This is a genomic window from Plantactinospora sp. CNZ321 (assembly GCF_004217235.1).
Genome location: NZ_SHKQ01000001.1, coordinates 3,780,042 through 3,792,103, shown reverse-complemented (window position 1 = coordinate 3,792,103; position 12,062 = coordinate 3,780,042). Strand labels below are relative to the sequence as shown.

Genomic DNA, 12,062 nt, shown 5'->3' with positions numbered 1-12,062 from the left:
TCGGAAGCGGACCGGCCGCCGGGAGTGCAAGTTGCGGGAGGCACCTTGCTTCCTGGGCGAACCCGCACCGGCCGGACGTCACCCGGAGTCACCGGATCCGGCGGATCCGCGCCCTGCACCCCCTCTCGCCGGCGGCCGCCGCCGGTCCGGCACGCGGCCCGTCAAGGGGCCGGACCATTGCGATGAAACAGCTCATCCTGAGCGATCGTTTGGGTAGATTCTCGACAATGCCCAATCGAGACAGTCACTCGCCTCGACGACCCGTCAAGAGGTTCACGTTCTGCGAGACAATGGTGGACGGCCACCGCCAACCCGGACGGGGGCGCACCGGAACATCAGGTTCGCGATGAATCTGCACGGCTACGGCGGCTACCTCGGGTGGCCGCCGGGGAACGGCGCGGGCGGGTCAGCTCGTCGAGCGGAGCCGGCGGCCCGAGCCGTCCGCCAGCATCGCCGCGACCAACTCCTCCCGGGCCCGGGCCACCCGGGACCGGATGGTGCCGACCGGGCAGTCACAGACCTCGGCCGCCTCGGCATAGCTGAGCCCGGCGATCTGGGTGGCGACGAACGCCTCCCGCCGGTCCGGCGGCAGGTCCGCCAGCAGCCGGTTGAGTTCCACGGCACCCTCGAAGCCGGTGCTCCCCCGGGCCAGCGCGGCGTCGGCGGCGAGTTGCCAGTCCGGCAGTGACGCGATCCGGGGACGACGCATCGCCGTCCGGATGTGGTCGGCGCAGGCCCGCCGGGCGATCGAGAGCAGCCACGTCCTCGCAGACGACCTGGCCGCGAAGCGGGGCAGCGCGCGCATCGCCCTCAGGTAGGTCTCCTGGGCCAGGTCCTCCTCCTCACCGGCACCCACCAGGTGGGAGACGAACCGCCGCACATCGTGCTGGGTCGCCTGGATGAATGCCGCCGCGGCCGAGCGGTCGCCGGCCTTGGCAGCCAACGCCAGCCTGGTGATCTCGTCGCTGTCGACGCCGGAGGGACGCATGCCCCAAAGCTACCGGCAACGACAGTCGCCGCCGATACCCCCGGTCGGCATCTGATCGCCTTGCGCGTTGATCATGGAGATCCGGAAGGGTCGACCCGGCCCGGTCGCGCCGGTCAGCGGCAGAATGCTTACCCCGGAGGGAACCGTCGGCCGGTCAGAGCCGACTATGGGTGTGTGGGGTGCGAAGAGTATCGAGAAGCCCTGTCGGCCCGGCTGGACGGCGAGGAGCACCCGGCCGAGCGGGCCGGGCTGGACCGTCATCTCGCCGGCTGTGCCCGGTGCCGGAGTTGGCTGGAGAGCGCGACGGCACTGAACAGGCTGGCCCGGACCAGTGTCGTCGGGCCGCCGCTGGAGATCGACGATCGGATCCTCGCCGCCGCGCCCGGGCCGGCTCGCCCGGTAGCCCGGCTGGCCGGAGCGCTCCGGGTCGCGCTCGGCGTGGTCGGGGTCGCCCAGTTCCTGCTCGGCGCGGCGCAGATCGCCGGCATCGGCGACGCCGGGCACCGGCACGGCTTCCAGGCGGTGTTCGGCGGCGGGCCCGACCACCTGTGGCACGAGTCGGCCGCCTGGAACGTCGCGCTCGGCGCCGGTTTCGCCTGGATCGCGCTTCGCCGTACCCGGCCGGTGGGGTTGGTGCCCACGCTGACCGCGTTCGTCGCCGTCCTGACCCTGCTCTCCGTCAACGATGCGATCGCCGGCCGGGTCGACCCCAGCCGGATCCTCAGTCACGGGCTGATCCTCGCCGGCTATCTGATCATCCTCGGTCTGTCCCGTCCGACCATCGACTCGGGCGAGCCGCCGCCCCGGTACGGCGGGCGAACCCGGCCGGGCTGGCGGGCGAGGTTCGACGAGGAGCCGGAGCCGGCGCCGCCGCGCCTCCGGCTGGTCCGCCCCAATACGGCGCGGGCCCGCACCCACCACCGGGCGGCCTGACCGCCCCCTGCCCAGGCCGTGCACTGGCCTGCGGCCGCGCCGAAACAACCGGCTCGCCGGAACGGGCAATGGACCCGGCCGACGCATTGACATTATTAGTTAACTTTCCTAATCTCAGCAACTCAACGACGTCTATCCGATCCCGCTTCACCGGTACCGCGCCGGCCCCTCGCCGCCGTGCCGCCGCGGCTCCACCCCCACCGGGTCGGATCGAGCCGCTGAGGTGCCTGCGACAGAAGGGAACGTCGATGTCACGCATCCTGAGCGCCAACCCGGACAACCCGCCGGGACGCCGCTCCGGCGTCCGGTCCAGGTGGTGCACCGCAGCGCTCGCGATCGCCACCGCCGCGACCGGCACCGCCGTCGCACTCGCGCCGCTCTCCCCCGCCGAGGCCGTGGTCCTGCCCAACAACTTCAAGAGCGTCGGCTACCTGCCGAGCTGGGCCGGTGACGTCAACGCCGTCCAGTACACCAAGCTGACCCACATCAACTACGCCTTCGTACTGCCGAACCCGAACGGGACGCTGCGGGCCGTGGAGAACCCGGGCAAGCTCTCCTCGCTGGTGTCACGGGCGCACAGCAGCAACGTCAAGGTGTCCATCGCGATCGGCGGCTGGAACAACGGGGACGACTCGGCGTTCGAGGCGCTCGCCGGCAACGCCTCCAGCCGCACCACGTTCGTGAACAGCGTGCTCGGCTTCGTGTCGCAGTACAACCTGGACGGTGTCGACATGGACTGGGAGTACCCGGACCCCGGCACCTCGGCGAACAACTTCACGGCACTCATGCGGCAGCTCAGCGAAGCGCTGCGCAGCCGGGGCAAGCTGCTCACCGCCGCCGTCGTCTCCGAGGGCGGTACCGTCACCGGGGTGCAGCCGGCCGTCTTCGGCTACGTCGACTGGCTGAACATCATGGCGTACGACGGCGGCAGCCCGCACGCCAACTACGACTGGTCGGTCAACGCCGTGAACGGCTGGAAGTCGCGCGGGCTGCCGGCCGCAAAGGCGGTGCTCGGCGTACCCTTCTACAGCCGGCCCGGCTACTACACCTACTCCGCGCTGGTCGCGATGGACCCGGCCAACGCCAACCGGGACTGCACCACGGCCGGCGGGGCACAGCAGTGCTACAACGGCATCCCGACGGTGAAGCGCAAGACCCAGTGGGCGATGGCCAACGCCGGCGGGATGATGAACTGGGAGCTGTCCCAGGACACCAACAACGCGACATCGCTGGTCAGTGCCATCTACGACACGGTGCTGGGCGGCGGCACGCCACCGGGCGGCCGGACCGGCCAGATCACCGGCATCGGTGGCAAATGCGTCGACGTCGCGGCGGCCTCCACCGCGAACGGCACGGCGATCCAGCTCTACACCTGCAACGGCACCGACGCCCAACGCTGGACGGTCGGCACCGACGGCACCCTGCGGGCGCTCGGCAAGTGCGCCGACGTCACCGCCGCCGCGACCGGCAACGGAGCCAAGGTGCAGCTCTACGACTGCAACGGCACCGGCGCGCAGGCCTGGCAGGCGCAGGCCAACGGCACCCTGCGCAACCCGGCCTCGAACCGGTGCCTGGACGCCACCGACAACAGCTCGGCGGACGGCACCCGGCTTCAGATCTGGGACTGCTTCGGCGGCGCCAACCAGGTCTGGCGGCTTCCGGCCTGATCCCGGCCCGCGTCCGGCCCGGTCGCCCCGAGCGGCCGGGCCGGCGGCTGCGTACGGTCGCCGACGTTCGACCGTCAGCCGTTGCAAGGACATGGACGTCCTGCCGCCTTGAGCCGAAACCCTATCTTCACCGCCAGACGTTGACCGCCAGCCGGCCGGTGGTGCCCAGGTCGATCCCGCCACGCGGCGCGACGAGCTGGGCCGGCGCCTCAGGCCCGGGAGCGATCTCCAGGTAGCTCGCGTTCGTCGCTTGCTCGGTCGACTCGGTGACGGTGTTCCGCCAGAGCACCCGGGCCCGCGCCGACTCGCCCGGGTCCAGTACCACCGGGCGCGGTGGCACGTCGTAGCTGTCCGGGCTGCTCACCGGCGCCGACCCGTTGCCGACCGTGACGTCGAGCGCCCGCCGCTCCTGGTCCAGCACCCGCACCACCGGATAGCCGTCGAGCCGGTAAGGTGCCGCTCCGCAGTTTCGCAGCTCGATCCCGAGCGCCCGCAGGCCGAGCGCGGCTTCCACCTCGCCGGCGGTGATCAGGAAGCCGTCGGGACACTCGGCGGCGGTCGGGGACGGATCGCCGGTCAGGGTCGGCTCCGGGATCGGCGGCCGGTTCGGGGTATCGCACCCGACGAGAAGCACGGCCGCCCCGAGCAGGGTGCCGAGCCGGCGGGTCCACCCGAGCGGGAACGGCGGCCGAGACTCGCCGCGGCGGGGCATGCCCGTGCTGGCGCCGAGGACGCGGGTCATATGATCATCCCCTTCAGTCCCGTCGAGCACGCCACCGGCCTGTCGGCGGTACGGACCCGCCGCGAGCAGGCACGATATCAGTACCGACCCCCCGGCCGGCCGGGAACGTCACCGCCGGCGGCTCGCGTATCGCCGGCGGGATCCCGAATCTGGATCTCGATGGGCATGATGGCGGTTGGTTGACGCCGGACGGGGACTCCGGGGGAAGGGACGACATGACATCCGCGAGAACGGAGCCGGAAGCCGTGCCCCACGAACAGGGCCTGATCCGCAATCCGGTGCTGCCCGGTTTCCATCCGGATCCCTGCATCCTGCGGGTCGGTACCGACTACTACATCGCCACCTCGACCTTCGAGTGGTATCCCGGGGTACGCCTGCACCACTCCACCGACCTGGTGCACTGGCGCCCGCTCGGCGGGATCCTCACCGAGCGCCGGCTGCTCGACCTCGGCGGTGCCGGCGACTCGGCCGGGGTCTGGGCCCCCGACCTGAGTTACCGGGCCGGCGTGTTCTATCTCGTCTTCACCGACGTGTCGAGCTTCGCCGGCGGCTACTGGGACTCACAGAACTACCTGACCACCGCCACCGACCTCGCCGGGCCGTGGTCCGACCCGGTGGCGTTGCACGCGCGTGGCTTCGATCCGTCGATGTTCCACGACGAGGACGGCAGTAGCTGGCTGCTCACCATGGCCGCGGACTGGCGCCCCGGGCGGAACCGGTTCGCCGGCATTCAACTCCAGCGGTACGACCGGGCGGCCGGCCGGCTCGTCGGCGAGGAGCGGACGATCTTCGAGGGGACCGCCGCGGGGCTGACCGAGGCGCCGCGGGTCTACCGCAGGGACGGCTGGTACTACCTGATCACCGCCGAGGGCGGCACCAGCTGGCCGCATCAGGTCACCGTCGCCCGGTCACGGGCGTTGACCGGTCCCTACGAGGTGGCGCCGGGCGGGCCGATGCTCACCTCCGCCGGCCGCCCCGACCTCGCGCTGCAGAAGGCCGGGCACGGCAGCCTGGTCTGCACGCCGGACGGGCAGTGGTTCATGGCCCACCTGGCGGCCCGGCCGTACTCCCCGCTGGGCCGGTGCGTGCTCGGCCGGGAGACCGCGATCCAGGCGGTGACCTGGGACGAGGCGGGTTGGCCACGGATCGACGGCGGCGTTCCGGCCGAGACGGTGCCCGCACCGCCCGCTGCCCCGAGCGCCGGACGACCCCCGGCGGGGACGACCGGGGACCACCGGCAGGGGTACGCCGCACACGACGACTTCGACGATCCGGTACTCGGACCGGACTGGTCGACCCTGCGCCGCCCGGCCACCCACGACTGGGTACGGCTCAACGCCCGGCGATCGCACCTGCGGGTCTACGGCGGGCAGTCCCCGGTGGGCCGGCAGCGGCCGAGCCTGGTCGCCCGCCGGGTGACCGCCACACACTGCGTCCTCGACACCACCATGGAGTTCCGGCCGCGCACCTTCCGGCAGCTCGCCGGCATCACGGCGTACTACAACACCGGCAACTGGCACTACCTGCACATGACGGCGGACGACGACGGCCGGCGGGTGCTGGACGTGCTCACCTGCGACAGCGGTCGGCTGGTCGAGCACCCCGGCTGCCGGGTCGACGTCGCCGGGGTGGACCGGGTACGCCTGCGGGTCCGCCTCGACGGCCCACTGGTCAGGTTCGGCTACTCGGTCGACTCCACATCGGAGGGTGCTGCGCCGTCGGCCGACGGGTGGCACGAGTTTCCGGTCGACCTCGACGCGACCATCCTCTCCGACGAGTACACGTCGCGGAGCACCGGCGACGGCGAGCCGGAGGCGTGGGGTTTCACCGGCGCCTTCGTCGGGCTCTGGGTGCAGGACCTGGGCGCCGAAGGGGCGTACGCCGACTTCGACGCGGCGACGTACCGGACTGTCGAGCCTGGCTGATCCGGCCGACCCCCGGGGCGCCCGGGCGGCCCTCGTCCGATGGCCACGGGTACCGGGAACCGGTGCCCGTGGCCCCGTTGTTCCACCGGCCCGGTCACGGCGGGCTCATCGCCCGGTCACCTCGACCCGGAGGATGCGGTCGTCGCCCGCCCGTGGTTCGGTGCCGCCCCAGGTCGCGCGGTCGGTGTTCGACGTGAGCAGCCACAGTGCCCCGTCGGGAGCGACCTCCACGGTCCGGATCCGGCCGTAGTCACCGGTCAGGTGGGCGATCGGATCGGCCGTCGCGGCCCCGCCCTCGACGGGGAGCTGCCAGAGCCGCTGGCCGCCGAGCGCGCCGATCCAGAGCGACCCCTCGGCGTACGCGACGCCCGACGGACTCGCGTCGTCGGGGTGGAGCGTGGCGATCGGAGGCTCGCCCGTCGATCCCGCGATGCCCTCGGTCTCCGGCCAGCCGTAGTCGGCGCCCGCGCGGAGGACGTTCACCTCGTCCCAGGTGCGGTGCCCGAGCTCGGAGGCGTAGGGCGTGCCGTCAGGTCCGAAAGCGATCCCCTGGACGTTGCGGTGGCCGCTGGAGTAGATCGGCGACTGGCCCGGATTGTCCCGGGGAACGGAACCGTCGACCGCGATACGCAGGATCTTGCCGTTGAGTGATCCGTCGGCGGCGGCGTTCTCCGGCTCGAAGGCGTCGCCGGTGCCGATCCAGAGGTGTCCGTCCGGTCCGACGACGATGCGGCCGCCGTGGTGGCGGTCGGCGGTCTGGATGCCGTCGAGCAGCACCCGGTCGACCGCGAGGGAACCGTAGTCGTCGGCGATGGTGAGCGCCACGATCCGGTTCTGGTCCGCTCCGGAGACCGATGCGAAGACCGTACGATCGGTCGCGAACCCGGGGGAGGCGACGATGCCGAGCAGTCCGCCTTCCGCGCTCGTCCGCACGCCGGGCACGACCCCGACCGTCTGCGGATCGCCGCCGCGGGCGGGGATCCGGACGATCTCCCCGCTGATGCGCTCGGAGACCAGCGCCGACCTGTCCGGCAGGAAGGTGAGTCCCCACGGCGCCTCCAGGCCCGTCGTCAGCTCGACCGGCTCGCCGAGGGTGGCGGTTCCGGCGCCCGGGACGGCGGTCGACCGTGCCGGCCGGAGTGGACCTGCCCCCGACTCGCCGGCCGGGTCCGCGCAGCCGCCGAGCGCTCCGGCGAGCGACGCGGCGACGACCGCCGCACGCCACCGGGAAGGTCGAGCCGGAAGGGGTCCGCCTGGGCTGTCCACCATGATCTACCTCCAGTAAGCGGCAAGATATGGACAACCTGTACACTACTGCCGTCGCACAGAAATGTACAAGGAGTCCACAAGAAGGGATCGTGGAATGCCCGAGAGCCCTGCCACCCGACGGGGACGCGGCCGCCGGCCGGCTGCCGAGGTGCGCGCCGCCGTGCTCGCCGCGGCGGGGCGCATCCTGTTGCGAGACGGCATGCGAGCGGTGACGTTCGACCGCGTGGCCACCGAGGCCGGTTCTAGCAAGATGACGCTCTACAAGTGGTGGCCGTCACCGGGCGCGCTCGCCGCCGAGGCGTACTTCGCGCAGAGCCGGAGCATGCTGGACTTCCCGGACACCGGCGACCTCCGCGCTGACCTGATCACACAGCTGAGCGCGTTCGTACGCCTGCTGAAGGACGAAGGCGCGGAGAAGCCCGTCTCGGAGCTCGTCGGGGCGGCCCAACTGGATCCCGCGCTCGCCCAGGCGTGGTCCGAAAGCTACGCGCAGCCCCGTCGCGAACTCGCCCGGGTACGCCTGCGGGCCGCCCAGCGACAGGGCCAGTTGCGCGCCGACGCGGACCTCGACGTCATCGTCGACCAGCTCTGGGGTGCCTGCTACCACCGCCTGCTCGTGCTCAGGGTGCCGTTCGACGAGTCGATCGTCGCGCGCCTGGTCGACCACGCGCTCTACGGGGCGGCACCGCGGGGCGCGTGACGGCGACGAGCGCGACCGTCCCCGTCCGGACCGTGGCGACCGGCCCGGCGCGCCCCCCGAGGCGCGCTCCGGACGCGCTCGGCGGGGTCGGCCGGGCGCGTCCGGAGCCGGTGCGCGATGCCCCGCGCAGCGGTCGGCAGGTCAGCTGGCGACGCAGCTCGGCGTGAGACCCGCGCCGCTACCGGTGCCCTGGAAGCCGAACTCCGTCGACTGCCCGGCGGCGATCCGTCCGTTGTAGCTCACGTTGGTGAACTGGACAGCGCCGGTACTGCCGCTGCGCTGGGCGTTCCAGGCATTGGTGATCGTGGTGCCGGACGGCAGGGTGGCACTCACCGTCCAACCGTTGGTGCCGGCCGAGCCGGCGGTGACCCGTACGGTCGCGACGAAGCCGCCGGTCCAGGAGTTCAGCGACACCGTCGCGGTACAACCGGCGGGTGGCGTGGTGGGCGGCGTGGTGGGCGGGGTGGTGGGACCGCCGGTCGGCGGAGCGCTGGGGGTGGCGGTGGGCGTCGGGGTGACGCCGCCGTCGGTGAGGCTGCCGGGCACCGCCAGCAGGGCGTTGTACCAGGTGGTGGCCATCTTGCTGTAGCCGGTCGCGTTCGGGTGCACGCCGTCGGCCAGGTCTGCGGTGGTCAGCGCCGCGTACATGTTGACCAGGTACACCTGCCGACCGGCGTTCGCCCGGCTCGCCACGATCTGCGGGATGGCCGCGTTGAAGCTGCGCACCTGGGCGTCGGTGCTCGCGGACCCGGCCGGGACGATCGTGGCGACGAAGAGCTTCGCCTCGGGCGCGGTGGTGGTGATCCGGTCGATCAGCGCGGCCAGCCGGTTCGGGGCGTTGGGCAGGTCGCGGTTCTGGAAGATGTCGTTGGTGCCGATGTGCAGCAGGATCGTGCGCGGCTGGTACGTGTTGAGCCAGTTGACGATGTTCGCGTCGATCTGGTCGATCCGCCAGCCGGAGTGGCCTTCGTGGTCACGGTCGCCGAGACTCGCCGGGCCGTTGGCCTGGGAACCCACGAAGTCGATCGTGTAGCCGCCGGCAACCACCTTCTGCCACAGGTCGATCCGGTATCCGCCCGGCACGTTGAAGCCGTCGGTGATCGAGTCGCCGAGCGGAAGCACCCGGACCCCGGCCGCCGCCTCCACCCGGTGGCCGGTGTGCAGCAGGATAGCCGCGGTCGCCAGGACGACCGCCAGCAGGACGCCGGCGCAGCGGCGCATGGTCGTGGACATAGCCACCCACCTTCCGAGACATTCATGGCCTTCAATCGAAACTATCGAATGTCCCGTCCCCGCCTCCCAACCCGCGGGTGCGGACCTGAGCGGCGAACGCGCCGCCACATGCGCCGAACGGGCGAGCGGGCATCGCGCCCTCTCGCCCCGGCTGCCCGCAGCCGGCCCGCAGCCGACCCGGCCCGCAGCCGACCCTCAGCCGACCCGGTCCCGGAACGTGAAGATGAGGTCCCGGCTCTCCTTGCGCTCGATCGAACTGATCCCGCTGATCCCCAGTTCCTTGCCGTAGCAGAGGACCAGATAACAGGCGGCGGTGCCGTTCTCGGAGCCGAGAATCAGCGAGAAGTACGGGCTGTCTTCCGGGAAGGTGCCCACCAGTTCCTCATAGGTGTTTCGCTGCCAACGGACATAGTCGAGACTGCTGGTCAGGGATTCACTGCTGGCCTGCTGCCGCATCAGGATCCGCAGGCCCGGGAGCCCGCCGTCAGCACCGTCCCGTTGGTGTTGCAGCCGGTACTGGCAGTAGTAGATGTCGGCGTTGGTCAGCGGCTCGCCCTGCGCTCCCTTGTTCTGCCACGACAGTATGGTGCCCTGGGCCGGCAGCGGCGTGTTCTTGTATCCGTGGCTCGGCTGCACGACCCCGCCCGACCAGCGGCTGTGCAGGGTGCGCTTGGTTGGCGAGTCGTCGTGCTCCTCAATCGTCGTGCAGTATTCGTGGAAACGGCCTTCCGCCTGGCGTCCGGGCTTGCCAGCCCGAATCAGCTCCAGCCGGGCAGTGCCCTTCCTGAGGCATTCCTCGTACGATTTTTGCCACGCCGCCACCCGTTCCTTGGTGCTCGGTGCGTCCCTGAACGGCGGTCTGTCTGCCGTAGGCTGTGGTGGAGGCGGTGGGATTCGCGGAGGGGACAGCGGCTCTTCCGACATTCCTGGACGGCTCCCTGTGCGATATGGAGAGAGGCCGGAGATCGCCGACCGCCCGATGCCGCCGCAAGAATTTCACGTTCACCGACCGGCGCCGCTGCTATGTCCTTGATCTGATAAATGCGATCGTTCTCGTTCGGGATCAGCCGAGCCGGAAGTCCGCCACCCGGATCGGGGACGGTGTGGTGCCGCTGGAGCCGCGCTGGTAGAGGATCGACAGCACGCCGTCGCTCTCCACCCGCATCCGGTCCACGATCACCTCGCCGAAGGCGTTCAGCCCGGCGCCGTCGAAGCGTACGGTCCAGTCGGTGTAGCCGCTGGCCCGGCTGGCGGTGACGATCCGCCCGTACGGCAGCACGACGTAGGCGTTGTCGGCCGCGTCGAGGACGATCTGGGACCGACCGGTGGCGTTGAGGGGCACCGGGATCTCGATCTTGCGCCAGACCCCGGACGAGTTGCGGAACAGGTGGAAGGCCCGACCGTTGGCCCGACGCGCCGAGGCGTACGAGGTGACGCACGAGGTGAACCGGCCCGGTACGTAGCTGATGATCACATGCGGGTTGCCGGTCGAGTCGACGTCCTGGCTCTCCTGGTTGATCAGCCCGTAGTTCGGCGGCAACGGGTCGACCACCAGGCCCGGGCTGGAGATCGACACCAGGTTGCCCGAGTTGGTGGTGCCGACGATGGTCCCGACGTTGTTGCGCCAGGTCCGACCCTGGTCGTCGCTGTGGACGTACCCGGTGTCGTGGTTGGTCAGGCCGCCGCTGTTGCAGGTGACGGCGGAGTTCCCCTCCCGCCAGGTGAACGACGCGTGCAGCCGGCCACCCGGGCCGTAGGTGAGCCCGTGCAGGTACATGTTCCGGGTGGTGCTGGTGGCGCCGTTCGCGCTGTACGACCCGGTCGCCGACGACCAGCGGCCGAGCCGGCGCCAGGTGGAGCCGTCGTACTCGGCGAGTTCGTTGGTGCCGTTGCCGGACCGCCCGGTCCGGTAACTCAGCTGGAGGCGGTTGCCGGGCGCGACCCGGAACTGCGGGTACGTCATCGCGCCGAGCCCGACTCCGTCCAGGCTGCGCTGCACCGCGCCGAACCGGCTCGCCAGCCAGCTCCGCGAGCCCGGCGCGGAGACCAGCCCGGCTTCGGACCTGACGTAGTAGATCTCGCTGTCGTGGGTGTCCATCGCCACGTGCAGCCGGCCGTCGCCGGGCGAGATGCCGAGCGCGATGGAGTTGTGCGAGTCGTTGCTGGTCAACCGGTGCGGCAACGACAGGGTCTGCCACGCCCCGGACGGCAGTTGCCGGCGGGCGAGCACGGCGTGCCGGGTCGAGGTGTACCAGGCGGCGTACTGGTAGCCGGCGTGGCTGACGATGCCGTCGCCGTACGAGTTGTTGTTGACCAGTCCGTCGTAGGAGACGAAGTAGAGCGCGGCGGGGTCGAGCTGGGTGTCACCGAGCCGGGTCACACCCGGGGCGGCCGCGGCCGCCGGACCCGGCGGGACCAACGCCGCTACGGCGACCCCGAGGACGAGTGAGGCCGCCGACGCGGCCCGACGGTACGACGGGGCGGGCATGGCTTCTCCCTCGCGCCGGGCGCCACCGGGCGCTCCAGATGAATGGATTCAATTTACATCTACATCCATCAATCTGGAACCCGTCGGACCGGCCCACCCGGACGGGATGCCCGGCGG

General features: G+C 71.3%; 10 protein-coding genes. 4 read left to right on the top strand and 6 right to left on the bottom strand.

Annotation, left to right across the window (positions count from 1 at the left end):
• Positions 1 to 406: 406 nt before the first annotated feature.
• Positions 407 to 988, bottom strand: a complete 582-nt coding sequence (locus EV371_RS16585) for a sigma-70 family RNA polymerase sigma factor (RefSeq protein WP_130462839.1) — start codon at positions 986 to 988, stop codon at positions 407 to 409.
• Positions 989 to 1,162: 174 nt separating this feature from the next.
• On the opposite strand from EV371_RS16585, the gene EV371_RS16580 reads away from it, so the two are divergent.
• Both EV371_RS16580 and EV371_RS16575 read left to right on the top strand, forming a co-directional pair.
• Positions 1,163 to 1,921 carry a zf-HC2 domain-containing protein gene (locus tag EV371_RS16580; RefSeq protein WP_130462838.1) on the top strand — a complete coding sequence of 253 codons (759 nt, stop codon included), beginning with the start codon at positions 1,163 to 1,165 and terminating at the stop codon, positions 1,919 to 1,921.
• A gap of 248 nt (positions 1,922 to 2,169) precedes the next feature.
• Positions 2,170 to 3,588: a glycosyl hydrolase family 18 protein gene (locus tag EV371_RS16575; RefSeq protein ID WP_130462837.1), complete on the top strand. Its 1,419-nt coding sequence runs from the start codon at positions 2,170 to 2,172 to the stop codon at positions 3,586 to 3,588.
• A 127-nt stretch (positions 3,589 to 3,715) separates the two neighbouring features.
• Here the strand turns inward: EV371_RS16575 and EV371_RS16570 are convergent, their stop codons facing one another.
• Positions 3,716 to 4,330 carry a DUF4232 domain-containing protein gene (locus EV371_RS16570; RefSeq protein WP_130462836.1) on the bottom strand — a complete coding sequence of 205 codons (615 nt, stop codon included), beginning with the start codon at positions 4,328 to 4,330 and terminating at the stop codon, positions 3,716 to 3,718.
• Between the two features lie 245 nt (positions 4,331 to 4,575).
• Here EV371_RS16570 and EV371_RS16565 point away from each other — a divergent pair, with 245 nt between their 5' ends.
• Positions 4,576 to 6,255, top strand: coding sequence for a glycoside hydrolase family 43 protein (locus EV371_RS16565; RefSeq protein ID WP_486484648.1), 1,680 nt, complete (start codon positions 4,576 to 4,578; stop codon positions 6,253 to 6,255).
• A gap of 105 nt (positions 6,256 to 6,360) precedes the next feature.
• Here the strand turns inward: EV371_RS16565 and EV371_RS16560 are convergent, their stop codons facing one another.
• The gene (locus tag EV371_RS16560) at positions 6,361 to 7,524 is read right to left on the bottom strand and encodes a PQQ-dependent sugar dehydrogenase (protein WP_130462834.1); all 1,164 of its coding nucleotides are present in this window, start codon (positions 7,522 to 7,524) and stop codon (positions 6,361 to 6,363) included.
• Between the two features lie 94 nt (positions 7,525 to 7,618).
• Between EV371_RS16560 and EV371_RS16555 the strand changes: the two genes are divergently transcribed.
• The gene (locus EV371_RS16555; RefSeq protein WP_130462833.1) at positions 7,619 to 8,224 is read left to right on the top strand and encodes a TetR/AcrR family transcriptional regulator C-terminal ligand-binding domain-containing protein; all 606 of its coding nucleotides are present in this window, start codon (positions 7,619 to 7,621) and stop codon (positions 8,222 to 8,224) included.
• A 141-nt stretch (positions 8,225 to 8,365) separates the two neighbouring features.
• On the opposite strand, the gene EV371_RS16550 is transcribed toward EV371_RS16555, so the two are convergent.
• From EV371_RS16550 to EV371_RS16540, 3 genes are all read right to left on the bottom strand, one after another.
• Positions 8,366 to 9,457: a GDSL-type esterase/lipase family protein gene (locus EV371_RS16550; RefSeq protein WP_349337469.1), complete on the bottom strand. Its 1,092-nt coding sequence runs from the start codon at positions 9,455 to 9,457 to the stop codon at positions 8,366 to 8,368.
• Positions 9,458 to 9,652: 195 nt separating this feature from the next.
• The gene (locus EV371_RS16545; RefSeq protein ID WP_130462832.1) at positions 9,653 to 10,279 is read right to left on the bottom strand and encodes a hypothetical protein; all 627 of its coding nucleotides are present in this window, start codon (positions 10,277 to 10,279) and stop codon (positions 9,653 to 9,655) included.
• Between the two features lie 241 nt (positions 10,280 to 10,520).
• A complete protein-coding gene (locus EV371_RS16540) occupies positions 10,521 to 11,945 on the bottom strand; it encodes a BNR repeat-containing protein (protein WP_130462831.1) in 1,425 nt (474 codons plus the stop codon).
• Between the last annotated feature and the right edge of the window lie 117 nt (positions 11,946 to 12,062).

Coding starts and splice junctions, on each gene's coding strand:
- EV371_RS16575 (WP_130462837.1), top strand. CDS start 2,170: ATGTCACGCATCCTGAGCGCCAACCCGGACAACCCGCCGGGACGCCGC.
- EV371_RS16585 (WP_130462839.1), bottom strand. CDS start 988: ATGCGTCCCTCCGGCGTCGACAGCGACGAGATCACCAGGCTGGCGTTG.
- EV371_RS16560 (WP_130462834.1), bottom strand. CDS start 7,524: ATGGTGGACAGCCCAGGCGGACCCCTTCCGGCTCGACCTTCCCGGTGG.
- EV371_RS16550 (WP_349337469.1), bottom strand. CDS start 9,457: ATGTCCACGACCATGCGCCGCTGCGCCGGCGTCCTGCTGGCGGTCGTC.
- EV371_RS16570 (WP_130462836.1), bottom strand. CDS start 4,330: ATGACCCGCGTCCTCGGCGCCAGCACGGGCATGCCCCGCCGCGGCGAG.
- EV371_RS16540 (WP_130462831.1), bottom strand. CDS start 11,945: ATGCCCGCCCCGTCGTACCGTCGGGCCGCGTCGGCGGCCTCACTCGTC.
- EV371_RS16555 (WP_130462833.1), top strand. CDS start 7,619: ATGCCCGAGAGCCCTGCCACCCGACGGGGACGCGGCCGCCGGCCGGCT.